This window comes from Flavobacterium sp. N3904 (genome assembly GCF_025947305.1).
Lineage (GTDB): Bacteria > Bacteroidota > Bacteroidia > Flavobacteriales > Flavobacteriaceae > Flavobacterium.
Genome location: NZ_CP110009.1, coordinates 1250775 through 1266404, shown reverse-complemented (window position 1 = coordinate 1266404; position 15630 = coordinate 1250775). Strand labels below are relative to the sequence as shown.

The 15630-nt window shown below is 35.8% G+C and carries 13 protein-coding genes; 5 read left to right on the top strand and 8 right to left on the bottom strand.

The window, feature by feature from the left end; genetic code table 11:
* Positions 1-29: 29 nt before the first annotated feature.
* The 4 genes from OLM57_RS05105 to OLM57_RS05090 form a co-directional block, all read right to left on the bottom strand.
* A complete protein-coding gene (locus OLM57_RS05105; RefSeq protein WP_264566159.1) occupies positions 30-1031 on the bottom strand; it encodes a vWA domain-containing protein in 1002 nt (333 codons plus the stop codon).
* The gene (locus OLM57_RS05100; RefSeq protein ID WP_264566158.1) at positions 1031-2662 is read right to left on the bottom strand and encodes a hypothetical protein; all 1632 of its coding nucleotides are present in this window, start codon (positions 2660-2662) and stop codon (positions 1031-1033) included. The genes OLM57_RS05105 and OLM57_RS05100 overlap by 1 nt, the downstream gene beginning before the upstream one ends.
* A gap of 51 nt (positions 2663-2713) precedes the next feature.
* The gene (locus OLM57_RS05095) at positions 2714-3577 is read right to left on the bottom strand and encodes a DUF58 domain-containing protein (RefSeq protein WP_264566157.1); all 864 of its coding nucleotides are present in this window, start codon (positions 3575-3577) and stop codon (positions 2714-2716) included.
* A gap of 82 nt (positions 3578-3659) precedes the next feature.
* On the bottom strand, positions 3660-4664 hold the full coding sequence (locus OLM57_RS05090; RefSeq protein ID WP_264566156.1) for an AAA family ATPase: 1005 nt from the start codon (positions 4662-4664) through the stop codon (positions 3660-3662).
* A 225-nt stretch (positions 4665-4889) separates the two neighbouring features.
* On the opposite strand from OLM57_RS05090, the gene OLM57_RS05085 reads away from it, so the two are divergent.
* The 4 genes from OLM57_RS05085 to OLM57_RS05070 all read left to right on the top strand — a co-directional run bounded on the left by OLM57_RS05085 (position 4890) and on the right by OLM57_RS05070 (position 8716).
* Positions 4890-5762 (top strand): aldo/keto reductase, encoded by an 873-nt coding sequence (locus OLM57_RS05085; protein ID WP_264566155.1) that lies wholly within the window; start codon positions 4890-4892, stop codon positions 5760-5762.
* A 90-nt stretch (positions 5763-5852) separates the two neighbouring features.
* Positions 5853-6992, top strand: coding sequence for an ATP-binding protein (locus OLM57_RS05080; RefSeq protein ID WP_264566154.1), 1140 nt, complete (start codon positions 5853-5855; stop codon positions 6990-6992).
* Between the two features lie 467 nt (positions 6993-7459).
* The gene (locus tag OLM57_RS05075; protein WP_264566153.1) at positions 7460-8191 is read left to right on the top strand and encodes a metallophosphoesterase family protein; all 732 of its coding nucleotides are present in this window, start codon (positions 7460-7462) and stop codon (positions 8189-8191) included.
* Positions 8192-8230: 39 nt separating this feature from the next.
* Positions 8231-8716, top strand: a complete 486-nt coding sequence (locus OLM57_RS05070) for a DUF6646 family protein (protein ID WP_264566152.1) — start codon at positions 8231-8233, stop codon at positions 8714-8716.
* An 86-nt stretch (positions 8717-8802) separates the two neighbouring features.
* On the opposite strand, the gene OLM57_RS05065 is transcribed toward OLM57_RS05070, so the two are convergent.
* The 3 genes from OLM57_RS05065 to OLM57_RS05055 form a co-directional block, all read right to left on the bottom strand.
* Entirely contained in the window at positions 8803-9699 is an 897-nt protein-coding gene (locus tag OLM57_RS05065) for a DUF6515 family protein (RefSeq protein WP_264566151.1), read from the bottom strand.
* Positions 9699-10442 (bottom strand): DUF2092 domain-containing protein, encoded by a 744-nt coding sequence (locus OLM57_RS05060; RefSeq protein WP_264566150.1) that lies wholly within the window; start codon positions 10440-10442, stop codon positions 9699-9701. Before OLM57_RS05060 ends, OLM57_RS05065 begins: the two co-directional genes overlap by 1 nt.
* Before the next feature lie 94 nt (positions 10443-10536).
* On the bottom strand, positions 10537-11088 hold the full coding sequence (locus OLM57_RS05055) for a hypothetical protein (RefSeq protein WP_264566149.1): 552 nt from the start codon (positions 11086-11088) through the stop codon (positions 10537-10539).
* A 186-nt stretch (positions 11089-11274) separates the two neighbouring features.
* On the opposite strand from OLM57_RS05055, the gene OLM57_RS05050 reads away from it, so the two are divergent.
* Entirely contained in the window at positions 11275-13737 is a 2463-nt protein-coding gene (locus OLM57_RS05050) for an arylsulfatase (RefSeq protein WP_264566148.1), read from the top strand.
* A gap of 87 nt (positions 13738-13824) precedes the next feature.
* Here the strand turns inward: OLM57_RS05050 and OLM57_RS05045 are convergent, their stop codons facing one another.
* The gene (locus OLM57_RS05045) at positions 13825-15378 is read right to left on the bottom strand and encodes an aldehyde dehydrogenase family protein (protein ID WP_264566147.1); all 1554 of its coding nucleotides are present in this window, start codon (positions 15376-15378) and stop codon (positions 13825-13827) included.
* Positions 15379-15630 lie beyond the last annotated feature (252 nt).

Sequence of the window (15630 nt, the reverse complement as noted above, 5' to 3'; positions counted from 1 at the left end):
TTTTCTCCAAATTCCACTTGGAGTCAGAGTTATATAAAGCTTTTATACACCGTATTTCGTAATCCCAATTCCAATAAAATTAAAAAACCACCAAGCCAAACAAAAGGTCTGTACTTTTCGTCATAATCATAGAATTTCAATTCCTCGACTTCGGTTGTTTCCAGTTTATTAATTTCATCATAGATTTGAGCCAATTTATTATTACTGGTAGCTCTAAAGTATTTCCCGCCAGTTTTTCTGGCGATACTTTGCATCAATTTTTCATCAATTTCCACTTTCATCATTTGAAATAAAAATTGACCGTTTGGAGCTATCGCATAAGGAAATTCAGCCATTCCGTTTGTCCCAATTCCTATGGTATATACTTTTATTCCGTATTGTTGTGCGATATCCGATGCTGTTTCAGGCTCTATAAAACCTGCGTTATTCACACCGTCAGTCAATAAAATAATTACTTTGCTTTTAGCTTTGCTATCTTTAAGTCGGTTTACAGCTGTTGCCAATCCCATACCAATTCCAGTTCCATCCTGCAAAACATTATCGTATTTTATACTTTGAATCGCCTGTTGAATAACGGCTTTATCGCTAGTTACCGGTGTTTTGGTATACGCTTCAGAGGCATATACTACAAGTCCAATTCTGTCATTTGGCCTTTCGTCCACAAATTCGGCAGCCACTTTTTTCAGTGCCTCCATCCTATTGGGTTTCAAATCTTTGGCAAGCATACTACCAGAAACATCAACCGCCACAACAATATCGATTCCTCTTGTCGTTTTCGTTTTATTGCTTACATCAACAGTTCTAGGTCTGGCCATAGCCACAATAAGTGAGCACAATCCCAATAAACGAATAATGTTCAATAATGGCTCCAGCTTGGCCGCTAAAGACTTTGAGCTGCTAAATCCTTTCAGTGAACTAATCTGTAAAGAGGCCGTGTGTTGGTCTCTCCTCCAAAAAATCAGCCCAATTGCAACAGGAATCAGCAGAAACATCCAAAAAAATTCTGGATTTAAAAATGTTATTTTTCCCATTAGTTAGTCGCTGTTTTAAGTTCTACCGAATTCAAAATACGGTCAGTTAATTCCGTTGCATATCGATCTCCTTCTTCGTGAAGAATCATAATCTGTTGCAACCCTCCTTCTTGTCCAAAGAGTAAAATTTCATAATAAATCTTGGTACTGCTTTGGCTATTACCGTCAATTCTTGTAAAAGTCCCATATCCCTTTTTTCCTTTTACTCCTGAATTGGTTTCAAAATCTTCTTGTTTTACAATCATATTTTGAGCGCCTTGGGATTCTAAAACCTGTAATGAACTTTCGATAGATTTCGACAAATCCAATGCTCCTTCTTTTTTATATTTAATGGTCGAAACCATGATATAAAAATTATCCAAAAGGCTTCCGTAACCAAAAGATTGCATCTCTTTTATGAGTGCCATTCCGTCTTTTGGCAATGTTTTTGTCAAATCAATTCTCTTTAACACTTTTGGAGTTTCTACTATTACCCCCGGATTTCCATACTCGCTTTTTACCCATTCGCCTTCCAATAATTCTTTGGTAGGATGTCCGAATACATTGTCTACTACATAATGATATCCTCTGGTGGCCATAAAGTAAATTGTTACAGAGGAAACTAAAAGAAAAACGGATAAAACGGTAACTATAATTCGTTGCGTTCTCTTTTTTCTTAACTGTATCTTGATTTGCTTTTGCTTTTGAGCTTCATTCAAAATAGTGTCTTCGGCAATAGCAACTTCAACTGGAATGGCTTCATCAAGTGTTAATATGGCTCTTTGAATTCTATTTCTATCTTCAGTGATTTCAAATTCTAATGGTTTTGATTTGGCAAATTTCACTAAATCGGCTTGTTTCAAGACTGTAAATAAACTCTCAATTGTTTCTTGAGAAAGCTTCATTTTCTTTTTTAATGATGCTGCTTTAAGTCCGGCAATTAATTCAGAAGTGGTGCTTTCCATTGCTGGAATTTCTATCGCTTCTTCTATGTAATTTCGAGTGATGTCTGTCAATTCACTATAATATGCTTTTACTTGACCGTGTTGCCAAAGCTCCTTTTTCTCCAAAGTATTGAGTAAACTGGTCGCTTTTTCTATTGGCGTTTTATAAACTTCCTCTTCAATTTTCTTCTTTTGGCGCATTTTGGTGTACCAATACACAAAAGCTCCTATTCCTAAAATTAATAGAATTCCCAAAAAGTATTTCCACCAATCGTCCCATGAATCTTTGGCCTTTACTATGTCTTTTATATCATACATTTTTTGTTTTAATGTATCTACTTGAACATTGGCTACCTCAACTTTTATTGAGTCAGTCAAAAAAGCCTTGTTATTTATGAGAATTTTTATACTCGGAATGGTATACTTTCCGGAATCAAATTGGGTCAAACCATATTTTTTGATTAACTCGTAACGGTCGTCTTTTTTGATGGTGTCAATTGGATACGACTGAATCACCTCCAGCGCTCCGATGTTTTTCAGTTTTGGAAAAACCACCTTAGACAACGTATCTACCGAAGTTTTTAAAGTCAATTTAAATTCAGCTCCAATTTTATTTTTTGTGGTATCGATACTGGTAACTACTTTTTGTTGCGCAAAAATAGAAGTAGAGAGGAGCAGTAATAATAGTAGGTAAAGTCTAATTTTCATTTAGTTCTTAATTTAAAACTAACCAGTTTTTTTAAAACCTGTAATTTTGTCTTATCGTGATTTAAAATAACCTAATAATTTGGTGACATAACTTTCGTCCACTCTGGTATTTACAACACCCGAACCCGATTTGCTGAAAGTTTCTTTAAAATAATTCACATTATCATGATAGTATTTCTCATAATCCATTCGCACCGATTTTGAACCCGTGTTAATCAATCTGGTTTCACCTGTCTCGGCATCGAGCATAGAAACCATTCCTAAATCTGGCATTTTTTCTTCTCTGATGTCATACACGCGAATTCCGGTAATATCATGTTTCTTTGAGGCAATTTTTAAAGTTTGCTCATAATCTCCCGACATAAAATCTGAAATGACAAATACAATCGCTTTCTTCTTTTGTGTCCCTGATAAAAATTTTAAAGCTTGAGCAATATCAGTTTTGTAACTCTTAGGTTGAAACTCGATCAATTCACGAATAATTCTCAATACGTGAGATCTCCCTTTTTTTGGTGGAATATACAATTCGATATGGTCCGAAAACAAAATCAAACCTATTTTGTCATTGTTCTGAGTAGCCGAAAATGCCATAGTTGCAGCGATTTCGGTAACAATTTCTTTCTTGAATTGATTTTTGGAACCAAAACTTTCAGAACCCGAAATATCAACCATTAGCATCATGGTCAATTCTCGTTCTTCTTCAAAAACTTTTACGTGCGCCTCGTTGTATCGGGCAGTCACATTCCAGTCGATGGCACGTATATCATCACCAAATTGATATTGGCGCACTTCGCTGAAAGTCATTCCGCGTCCTTTGAACGAAGTATGGTATTCACCCGAAAAGATATGATCGCTCAATCTTCGGGTTTTAATTTCTATTTTTCGTACTTTTTTTAAAAGCTCTTTTGTATCCATTGTTAATTTGTTTAAAGTTTAAAAGTTTAAGGTTTCAAGTCCGTTTCCAAACAACTTGAAACTTTAAACATTAAACAAATTTTTAAGGTACTTCAATTTCGTTGATGATTTTATTGATGATGTCTACCGACGTAATGTTTTCGGCTTCGGCTTCGTAAGTAATTCCGATTCTGTGACGCAAAATATCATGAACTACGGCACGAACGTCTTCAGGAATTACATATCCACGACGTTTGATAAAAGCATAACATTTTGCAGCTGTAGCAAGGTTGATGCTTCCACGTGGTGATGCTCCAAAACTGATTAAAGGTTTCAATTCGGCCAATTTGTATTTCTCAGGATAACGAGTAGCGAAAATAATATCAAGGATGTATTTCTCTATTTTTTCATCCATATAAACCTCACGAACGGCTTCTTGCGCACGTAAAATTTGCTCTACAGAAACCACAGGATTTACTTTATCGTAGCTTCCTTTAAGATTTTGACGGATCACCAATCGCTCGTCTTCCATTTTTGGATAATCGATAACTGTTTTCAACATAAAACGATCGACCTGCGCTTCCGGCAATTGGTAAGTTCCTTCTTGCTCGATTGGATTTTGTGTAGCCAAAACTAAAAATGGACGATCCAGTTTGAAAGTCGTATCACCGATAGTTACTTGCTTTTCCTGCATCGCCTCCAATAATGCAGATTGTACCTTGGCTGGCGCACGGTTAATCTCATCGGCAAGGACGAAATTGGCAAAAATTGGTCCTTTTTTTATAGAAAATTCATTGGCTTTAATGTTATAAATCATGGTTCCAACAACATCTGCGGGCAATAAATCAGGAGTAAACTGTATTCTACTAAACGATCCATGAATGGCTTGAGAAAGGGTGTTTATGGCCAATGTTTTTGCCAATCCAGGAACACCTTCTAACAAAATATGACCTTGACCCAAAAGCCCAATCAACAATCTTTCTACCATGTGTTTCTGACCCACAATAACTTTGTTCATCTCCATGGTAAGAAGGTCTATAAAAGCACTTTCTCTTTCGATTTTTTCATTGATTGCTCTAATGTCTAAAGTCGTTGTATTATCTTCCATATTTTTATTTTTATAACCTTATTTTTTACTTCTTTTATTTGATGGTGCAAATTGAATTTTTTTTTAGACGTAAGATGTTAAAAAATGGTTAAAACTTCGACCAATCCCCTAATTTTAAGGACGAATTATGATACTATTTACCTATTTTTAAGAACTTAAAAAAATAAACATCAAAATCGGAGTTTAAACCCCTAAATCATTAGGGGGGATAAAAAAATTATAACCATGAGCAAAATACCTTTTTCAAAAATTATTGCAGGCACCATGACTTGGGGAATTTGGGGCAAAAACTGTACTAGTCAACAAATGATTGAATTAATGAATTCTTGCCTCGAAAACGGCATTTCTACCTTCGATCATGCTGATATTTATGGAGGTTATACTACAGAATCTAATTTTGGAAAAGCCTTCCAAGAAAGTAAAATTGACAGACAAAAAATACAATTAATATCCAAATGTGGGATACAAATGCTTAGTGAAAATCGAAATAATACGATTAAACATTATGCCTATTCTAAAGACTATATTATTTGGTCGGCAGAACAATCTTTGCAACATTTGAAAACCGATTATTTGGACCTTTTGCTGTTGCATCGCCCAAGTCCATTAATGCATGCCGATGAAATTGCTGAAGCAGTTGAAAAATTAAAAATAGAAGGAAAGATTTTGGATTTTGGTGTTTCGAATTTTACACCAAGCCAAACCAATTTGATTGAAACAAAAACCAAAATTAATTATAACCAAATTGAATTTTCGATTACCCATCTTGAGCCCATGCTTGACGGGAGTTTAGACCACATGCAAACCAACCGGATAACTCCTATGTGCTGGTCTCCATTGGGAACTGTTTTTAGAAAAGATAACGAGCAATCGCAACGCATAAAGAAAGTGGCAAATGAACTCGCAGCCAAATATAATGTGGCTGATGATATCATTTTATTGGCTTGGATTTTGAAACATCCTGCCAGAATTTTGCCTGTTTGCGGCACATCGGACAAAAATAGAATTGCCAATTTGATGCAAGCCACCACAATAGAAATGGAATTACAAGATTGGTTCACGCTCTACACAGCGAGTACAGGACATGACGTGGCTTAGAACAAAAAATATTTAACCCCAATTCACATTCGCTAAAAATTAATTGTTTGCATTAAATCAGAATTTGTTAGTCCCAAATTATTAATCAAAATGATCAACAAGCGCCTTCTTATCAAAAACTTACTGGCTCACAATGATGAGAGCAGTTTCTATGATAAAAAAAGGCAGTTGAATTTGCATTCCAGAGAAGGAAAAGCGAAGTTTCTGAAACACATTTGTGCATTATCAAATTCAAATCCTACCAACAATTCATACATAGTTGTAGGTGTTGAAGATGAAAATAACCAGATTGTAGGAGATGATTTTTTTGATGATAGTCGGATTCAAAATTTAGTAAATGCATTTCTAGAAAATCCTCCAAAAATTCAATACGAAAATGTGCCTTTCCCAAATTTACCAAAGGATAAAGTAATTGGATTGGTAACCATAAAGCCCAACAGCAAAACTTCTTATTTCAAAAAAGGAATTCATACAATTGTAGCAAATAGTATTTTTATACGTCGCGGTAGTAATACCATGCCCGTTGAAGGTGAAGTGGAAAAAAATTACCAGAACACAGAAACCGTTATTGGCATCGAAAATAATTCTAGAAACAGCATCGAATATACACTTGATGGAGTGATTGATTTTATGAATCTTCGGCATAAGGATATGTCTCCAAAATACAAAGTTTTCAAAGAATTATTTGTTATTTGCTGGGCTGGAATTGCAAAAAAATCGAGAGAGAAAACCTATTTGTCCCGAGTGGATATTGAATTAATCAATGAGCAAATCAAACTCTTTTATTCTGCTCAGGATGTGGTTGAAATTACGTATGACGAAGATACTTTTACCATTATTGAATATGTTCCTTTGGGGCTGAATGACAAAACGAGTTACTATCCGCTGGAGCAACAAACGATTCATTTTCATGATAATGGCTATTATAAAATTGATCGGAAAATGCTTTTTGAACCGCCTGAATTCAATAAAAAAATGTTGTATCACATTTACAATGCAAATATTGCATTACTCAATAAACTTGGAAAAGGAATGCAATTGTCAAGTCGAGAGCACAAAGATTTAGAAAATTTACCTTCTACTTTTATGATTTGTTACCTCAACGGTTTTGATGATGCCAAACAAAAATTGATTGATGCCAAACCGTTATTAAAACCATTTACACAGGTCTTTTTATCGTTTAAAGAAGCGTTACGAATTTTGAGAAAAATGAAATATGATGTCCAGTAAGCCTTTTAACTAATTGAATAAACCGGTTATCCAGAGAACAACATCATTAATGACTTGACATATAAAACTAGTCATTAGCAAAATTAAGGTGAGAAGTGCATTCATTTTAGAATTTTTTGTAAAATTAAATCAATTCCTTACAAGAAACAATCACTAAATATGGTGATATTTCAAAAATTAAATGTACTAAAAAATTCTACACCCCCATTCGCTATAAACTTGACATTCAACAGATATAAATAGCCTTTCGACGGATTTATTCTTAATAAAAACTTAACGTGTCTATTTTTAATCCTTTGCATTGCTTTCTTTTTTACCAAATTATGCAGCTTGTCATTGAATTATTTGATAAATTCTAGATGGTATGCATTGATTTGAGTCGCTTTGTATCATCTCATTCAAAAAAACTTCAAACCATAGTTGTTTTCTCTTATTTTTGTAAAAGAACAAATGGAAGATAAAGATAAATGAGAACATTAGTTATAGGAGACATACATGGCGGATTACGAGCACTGCATCAAATTATGGAAAGAGCCAAAGTAACTACAAAAGACAAACTAATTTTCTTGGGTGATTATGTGGATGGCTGGAGTCAATCTCCACAAGTGATTGATTATTTAATCGAAATGAAAATAACTCATGATATTATTTGCATTAGAGGAAATCATGATGAATTGTTACGAGAATGGCTCAAGGATAGTAAGGATAATGAACAATGGTACCAACATGGTGGTGAAGCTACAGTTCTGGCCTATCAAACAGTAGATGGAGAAACCAAAAAAAGACACATTGAATTCTTAGAAACGTTAGAAAATTATTTTTTAGACGAACATAATAGATTGTTTATTCATGCTGGATTTACCAATATGAATGGGGTAAATTATGAGTATTTTCCAAAATTATTTTATTGGGACAGAACGCTGTGGGAAACGGCATTGGCATTAGACCAAAATATAAAAACCGATCATTTGTTTTATCCCAAAAGATTTACTTTATACAAAGAAATTTATATTGGCCACACCCCTGTTTCTAGAATTGGAGAAACCATTCCCATTCAAAAAGCCAATATTTGGAATATCGATACCAGTGCTGCTTTCAATGGGCCACTGACAATTATGGATGTTGACACCAAAGAGTTTTGGCAAAGTGAACCTTTACCCACTTTATATACAAATGAAAAAGGTCGAAATAAAATCTAAATACTATATTTGCAAAAAAATTAGTACCTATTTTATATTATGAAAAAAATTATTACCCTATTATTTTTAGTATGCTTTGGTTTTACAAATGCTCAAGCTTTTAAAGGAAAAGGAGACGGAAAATTGGATATTGGTGCCATCTTTCAAAATGGAGGAACCGGAATTGGAGTAACCGTAGATTTTGGGATTGGAGAAAATATATCCTACGGGTTTGGGGCATCTTATGTATTGGGCGTTTCAAATGGCTATCTATACGATCAAAATTTTTCGGATCGTTTTGATGCTGAAGTTCGATTGAATGCAAATCTAGGAAGTGTTTTCAAACTAGACCCAAAAATGGATATTTATCCAGGTTTGGATTTAAGCCTTAAAAATTTTGGTGCCCATTTGGGAATGCGATATTTCTTTACAGATGGTTTTGGTGTGTTTACAGAAGCGGGTTTCCCAATAGCAAAATATGATTCTCAAGCTTCAGGTTTTAACAATCAGTTTAATGTCAATGTTGGAGCTTCGTTTAATCTGTAATCTCTGAACAACTGAAATTATAAAAACCAAAAAAGCATTCGCCGCGGCGAATGCTTTTTTTTATGCTTATTAGAAAAAACAAAAATTTAATCCATAGCAACAATCTGATACATATTTTGTCCGTTTTGCAAAAAGGGCTGAAAATAAGTGTTATTGTAAACTACATATTTTTGACCGTCAATTTCCTGCTCTGTTGCGCCCTCTGGAATAGTGCTAACAATCGCTCCAATCGGGGCAACAACCACAGTATATCCCTTAGACGATTTGGTATAGAATGTTCCTCCAAAGTAATAATAGGTAACATCATTGTTTTTTACGGCAACCATATCGTTTGGCAGACTAACAACTGTAACATTCACAGGTGCTGGAACTACCGTATATCCACCTGAAACTTGGGTATAATAAACTCCTTGATTGTAATAGTAGCTTTGATTGGCCACTGATACCATTACTGCTGTAGTGACCATTGCCGCCATAAAAAATCCAACGGGATGCCAATAGGCACCATAATGGTACGGTGTGTATGGATGGTAGTAATACGGATGATATCCATGATATCCATTATAATAACCGCTGCTATAATGGGCATTTACGGTTACGTTACGGTTTACATTGACATTATTCACGTTAACATTGTTGTAATTTCTATTATTACTGTTAATATTATTATTGTTAATGTTGCTTTTGTTATAATTGCCTTTATTATAAGAATTTGATGCGTTATTATAGTTCCCTTTATTATAAGATGAACTTGCATTGTTTCTATTAATATTGCTATTGGATTTGTAACTGGAGCCGCTCATATTACTGCTGCTAGGCCTGTCTCTTGATTGAAAAGATCCACCATTTATAGAAGAACGATTCATTCCGCCGCCTCCACGACCGCCGCCGCCGCCATGTCCCATTCGCTGGGCAATAAGATCTGGTGAGACAAATAATAATAGAATAGCTATTAAACTTAGGATATATATATTGCGTTTCATCAGTTGTCCAGTTTTTGAGTTAAAAGTGTTGTTTTTGAAGCCTCTTTCGGTGGCGCAAAATTAAAAATCTTATCCTCCAAAACAGGATTTGATATAAAATTTGAAAAAGTAATCACATAGCTTTTGCCTTTTTCGTCTCCGAGATAATAAATTTCGAGCCTTTTTGGAAGATTTGTTGCTGCATCTATAGAAACAAAAACATTCATCTTGGCACTAATAGCATTTATTTCCTTGCAAAGAACACCATCAATTTTTGCTGTACCTGCATCAACAATAGTGTCAAAATGCTCCATCATATCGTCTGTTAGGCTTGGATAGAAAAAATCGGCTGCCGGAAAATCAACGCCATATTTATCATGTGCCTCTGTTATCATTGCAATGGTATTATCTGGAGCGGGCAAGACTTCATAGGTTTTTTTATCAAATCTAAACAATGCAATTTCGCTTCCATTGTAGTAATATCCTTTTCTGTTCCCAGTCTCTTTTGTAAAAACATACAGTTTATTTGGTCCCTTCATATACACATCACTTTCTCTATGTTCTGCAGGTTTGCCACTAGTTGTACTGTGAGTCACATCTGTAGAAAGCGAATAGCTACACGATTTTAATTCTCCAATTGTACTACTCAATTTATCCATAGCTGCAATAGCTTTGGCATCATAAGCGCCTTCCTTTGTATTGCTGCAGCCAACCAAGAATGCAATAAAAAAGAATGGTATTAAAAATATATTTTGTCTTTTCATTTTTGTTGTTTTTATTCACTCAAATTTAACAAATAATAGTTAAAAAGTAATCCATAAAGAGTATTAAAAATGTTTTTAATATAAAATTTGAAAATTATTCGTCTTTGTGTTCGGCATTTTTTAATAATACTTTTTCCAAAGGAATATTTAAAAAAAGACTTGACAGTTCATGATTATTAAAATATTGAGTCAAAATGGCAAATACATTATACCAAAACAACGAAATACTAATTACCAAAGTTGAAGCCCAAACTTTATAAATATCCCTATGCTGAAAAACTTGCTTTAAGGCAGTTGTAAATCCATCGGATTCATGTCTGGACTCGAATGCTTTTTCTAATAACAAAACAAATAGCACTCCTGAAGTATAAAGAAAAGTTCGCAGAATTACATCTACAAATGGTGGTTGCTTTTTGACCCATTGACCAAATTCTATATACTCCATAATGAGGACAACCTTTGCCATAATCAAAGCACCAATTAGCGCTGTTGACAAACCAACAAATTCTATATTATAATCAATTAGAATCAACTTTTTTATCCCAATTAATATTCCAAACCATACGGCAAAATAGAGCGTTACAAGCAAGATCGATTTTATTTCATTTTTGGCTTTTTTGGCTACTTTTTTGGTTTTTTCTTTCATGATTTTTTGAATTTGATTTAAGAAATTAGGAAATTATTTTTAAGTTATAAAACTATTAAATTATGATGAATACAGCTTATAATTCAATGTTTTTCAACAATTTAGCCTTGTTAATTTAAAATTTCACTAAATTTACTCTTATTGTTCTAGACAAACAAACAATCATCCATTTAACTATTTGTATTTATGAAAAACAAGACAAAATCATTGATGTTCCTGTTTATGGGAACACTTCTGGTGGCCATCTCGCCTTCCGCCAGAGCACAGATCCAGACTACTGGTACGCCAGGAACGCCGAGTGCTACGACAACCATTAGCGGCAAAGAAATTCCCGCACCACAGCCAACTGACGACAGTAAGATTGGAGCAACTGTTGCCGATTCCAAAATTTGGTGGCCACCACGTGTTGTTCCAAAAAAAGGAGCGCCAAACGTATTATTGATCATGACAGATGACCAAGGATATGGTGTAAGCGGAACTTTTGGTGGTGTTATTCCAACTCCGGCACTTGATCGTGTGGCGAAAAACGGATTGCGTTATACGCAGTTCAACTCTACAGCTCTATGTTCGCCTACACGTGCTGCATTACTTACAGGTCGTAACCACCACTCCACCGGTTTTGGAGTAATTACAGAACTTTCTACAGGATATCCTGGTTACAACTCCATTATGGGGACCGACAACGGAACTATTGGGCAGATCCTCAAAGGAAATGGTTATGCTACTTCCTGGTTTGGAAAAAACCATAACACACCTGATTACACCTATAGTGTATCCGGACCGTTCAATCAATGGCCATCCGGAATGGGATTTGATTATTTTTACGGATTTCAGGGCGGAGAAACAGACCAGTACTCACCATATCTTTTTCAGGATCATACCCAAATTTTTCCTTGGATAGGAAAACCTGATTATAACCTGATTACAGACATGGCAGATCAGGCAATTGCACGTATGAAAGCATTGCAGGCTGCAGATCCTGGTCAGCCGTTCTTTATTTATTATGCTCCTGGAGGAACACACTCCCCCCACCAACCAAAAGCGGAATGGATTGAAAAATTCAAAGGGAAATTTGACATGGGATGGAACGTAATGAGAGAGCAGATTTTTGCCAATCAGAAAAAATTAGGCGTTATTCCTGCCAATGCACAACTTACTCCATGGCCGGCTGACCTTCCAACATGGGATTCACTTACTGCAGATCAAAAAAAATTGTATGCCCGTCAGGCGGAAGTTTATGGAGCATACGCAGCCTATACCGATTATGAAATTGGCCGTGTGATTCAACAAGTTGAAGATATGGGTCAACTGAACAACACTATCATTATTTACATTTGTGGAGACAACGGAACCAGTCCAGAGGGTACTCTTTCTGGAACTCCAAACCAATGGACATCATATAATGGTATCCTTGATTTCCCAATTGCTGACCAATTGAAGTTTTACGATGCATGGGGATCTGCAGCAACCTATCCTCACATGGCTGTAGCCTGGTCATGGGCTTTTGACACTCCTTTTAAATACACCAAACAAATTGCATCTCACTTTGGAGGAACGCGTCAAGGTTTGGCCATTTCTTGGCCGGGTCATATTGATGATATCGGAGGAATTCGTACTCAATTTCACCATGTTATCGACATCATGCCTACAATTATGGAAGTTACCGGTGTAGGGCAACCGGAAGAAATTGATGGTATCAAGCAAAAACCTATTGAAGGAACCAGTATGGTCTATACTTTCAAGAAAGAAAATGCCAACGCACCAACCACACACAAAGTGCAATACTTTGAAATGATTGCCAATCGCGGTATTTACAGCAACGGATGGTATGCCAATACAGTACCGCCTCATGGACCATGGGTATTGAACGCACCATTGCCTCCAATTGCAGATTACAAATGGGAGCTTTATAACCTGAATGACGATTATTCTCAAAACAACGATCTTGCAGCAAAAAATCCTGCAAAATTAAAAGAGATGCAGAATATCTTTGATCAGGAAGCCAAAAAATACAATGTATATCCGTTAGACAACCGTTCTTTTGCACGTGCTATCGAACCAAGACCTAGTAGTACAGCAGGTAGAACTGTATTTACATATACTGGTGTCAATCCCGGTATTGCGACTTCAAATTCTCCTAGTATTTTAGGCAGATCGTATACTGTAACTGCTGAAGTTACCGTACCTCAAGGAGGTGGTAACGGTATGATTGTAACAACCGGAGGCCGTTGGGGCGGATGGGGACTTTATATCCTGAATGGTATCCCTGTTTTTGACTACAACATGCTTATTCTGGCACAATACCGCTGGGCAGGAAAACAAGCGCTAACTCCAGGAAAGCATACTATTGTTTATGATTATGTTTATGATGGACCAGGAATTGCCAAGGGCGGAACTGGAACATTAAAAGTAGACGGTGTTGTCGTAGATTCTCATACACAACCAAATTCTATCTCGTTCCTTCAGGTATCTGATGAAACTTTTGATGTAGGAACTGACCTTCGTACAGAGTTGAATGCAGCGGATTATAAATTGCCATTTGATTTTACAGGAACAATAAACAACCTTACTATCAATCTTGGACCAACACAATTTACGCCTGCTCAACAAGCACAAGTAAAAGCGGCCCAAGAAAAAGCGAAAGACTAATTACATAGTAAATTCTTTTTTTAGAGTTCAAACAAAAACCCCTGCAATTGCAGGGGTTTTTAGTTTTTGATTATACCTTATTGTTGTTTACAAATCAAATTTAATTCCTTGTGCCAATGGCAAACTGGTTGTATAATTGATTGTATTGGTTTGACGGCGCATATAGACTTTCCAGGCATCAGAACCGGATTCTCTACCCCCTCCTGTTTCTTTTTCACCACCAAAAGCTCCACCAATTTCGGCTCCAGAAGTTCCGATATTTACGTTGGCAATTCCACAATCCGATCCTACTACAGACAAGAAATGTTCAGCTTCACGCAAATTGTTAGTCATAATAGCAGAAGACAATCCCTGTGCCACTCCGTTCTGAACATCAATTGCATTTTCAACAGTTCCAGAATATTTGATTAGATACAAAACCGGAGCAAACGTTTCGTGTTGTACAATTTCGAATGAATTTTTTGCTTCGGCAATTGCAGGTTTTACATAACAACCACTTTCGTAACCTTCTCCAGAAAGCACGCCACCTTCAACCAGAATTTTTCCGCCTTCGGCAACCACTTTGGTCAAAGCTTGGTTGTACATTTCAACGGCATGTTTATCAATTAACGGTCCAACGTGATTTTTCTCGTCCAATGGATTTCCGATTCTTAATTGCCCGTAAGCCGATACAACAGCATCTTTTACTTTATCATAAATACTTTCGTGAATAATCAAACGACGAGTAGAAGTACATCTTTGCCCAGCAGTTCCAACAGCTCCAAAAACAGCACCGATAACCGTCATTTTGATATCGGCATCCGGTGTTACAATGATTGCATTGTTTCCACCTAATTCTAATAATGATCTTCCTAAACGACCTGCAACAGTTTGTGCTACAATTTTACCCATTCGAGTAGAACCCGTAGCCGAGATTAAAGGCACACGTTTATCAGCAGTCATTAATTGACCTATTGTATAATCTCCGTTAATCAAACAAGAAATCCCTTCTGGAAGGTTGTTTTCTCTGATTACCTCAGCAATAATATTTTGACAGGCAATCCCGCACAAAGGTGTTTTCTCTGATGGTTTCCAAACGCAAACATCACCACAAATCCAAGCCAAAGCAGTGTTCCAAGCCCAAACCGCTACTGGAAAATTAAACGCTGAAATGATTCCCACAACTCCCAAAGAATGGTATTGCTCATACATTCTGTGTCCTGGACGTTCGGAATGCATCGTTAATCCGTGCAATTGACGTGACAATCCTACTGCAAAATCGCAGATGTCAATCATCTCTTGTACTTCACCATATCCTTCCTGTAATGATTTACCCATTTCATAAGAAACCAATTTACCTAAAGCTTCTTTGTTTTTGCGCAATTTATCTCCAAACTGACGCACAATTTCCCCACGTTGTGGTGCTGGCATCAATCGGAATGTTTTGAAAGCTTCGGTAGCCGTTTGCATTACTTTTTCGTAATCTGCCGGTGTACTCATTTTTACAGAAGCAATTAATTGACCATCTACTGGTGAAAAACTTTCCAGAATTGCTCCGTTTGAAAAATGATTAATCCCTGTTGAAGTTCCTTCGTTTATGGTTTTAACTCCCAATTGCACTAATGCCTCTTTCATCCCAAATTGATTTGCTATTGTTGTCATTGTAACTTTTTTAGTTAAAATTGTTATATTTTTGCGTAAAGATATTATTTTAAGGTCAATTTTATTGCTCTTGGGATGTTAAAATCAAATTTGACATAAAACTTGCCTTTTTATAAACACCCAACCCTTACTTTAAAGAATAGTAAAATTATAGCATTTTAATGGGTTGAAGCTGATTTTTACAAAAAAACACACTCATTATAAAAGAAGGAAGTAATTTTATAAACTGTAATAAAATTCTAAAACAATTTC

Excerpts from the sequence above, each read along its gene's own strand:
- OLM57_RS05045 (WP_264566147.1), bottom strand. The coding sequence starts at position 15,378 with ATGACAACAATAGCAAATCAATTTGGGATGAAAGAGGCATTAGTGCAA.
- OLM57_RS05105 (WP_264566159.1), bottom strand. The coding sequence starts at position 1,031 with ATGGGAAAAATAACATTTTTAAATCCAGAATTTTTTTGGATGTTTCTG.
- OLM57_RS05050 (WP_264566148.1), top strand. The coding sequence starts at position 11,275 with ATGAAAAACAAGACAAAATCATTGATGTTCCTGTTTATGGGAACACTT.
- OLM57_RS05060 (WP_264566150.1), bottom strand. The coding sequence starts at position 10,442 with ATGAAAAGACAAAATATATTTTTAATACCATTCTTTTTTATTGCATTC.
- OLM57_RS05090 (WP_264566156.1), bottom strand. The coding sequence starts at position 4,664 with ATGGAAGATAATACAACGACTTTAGACATTAGAGCAATCAATGAAAAA.
- OLM57_RS05065 (WP_264566151.1), bottom strand. The coding sequence starts at position 9,699 with ATGAAACGCAATATATATATCCTAAGTTTAATAGCTATTCTATTATTA.
- OLM57_RS05100 (WP_264566158.1), bottom strand. The coding sequence starts at position 2,662 with ATGAAAATTAGACTTTACCTACTATTATTACTGCTCCTCTCTACTTCT.
- OLM57_RS05085 (WP_264566155.1), top strand. The coding sequence starts at position 4,890 with ATGAGCAAAATACCTTTTTCAAAAATTATTGCAGGCACCATGACTTGG.
- OLM57_RS05080 (WP_264566154.1), top strand. The coding sequence starts at position 5,853 with ATGATCAACAAGCGCCTTCTTATCAAAAACTTACTGGCTCACAATGAT.
- OLM57_RS05095 (WP_264566157.1), bottom strand. The coding sequence starts at position 3,577 with ATGGATACAAAAGAGCTTTTAAAAAAAGTACGAAAAATAGAAATTAAA.
- OLM57_RS05075 (WP_264566153.1), top strand. The coding sequence starts at position 7,460 with ATGAGAACATTAGTTATAGGAGACATACATGGCGGATTACGAGCACTG.
- OLM57_RS05070 (WP_264566152.1), top strand. The coding sequence starts at position 8,231 with ATGAAAAAAATTATTACCCTATTATTTTTAGTATGCTTTGGTTTTACA.
- OLM57_RS05055 (WP_264566149.1), bottom strand. The coding sequence starts at position 11,088 with ATGAAAGAAAAAACCAAAAAAGTAGCCAAAAAAGCCAAAAATGAAATA.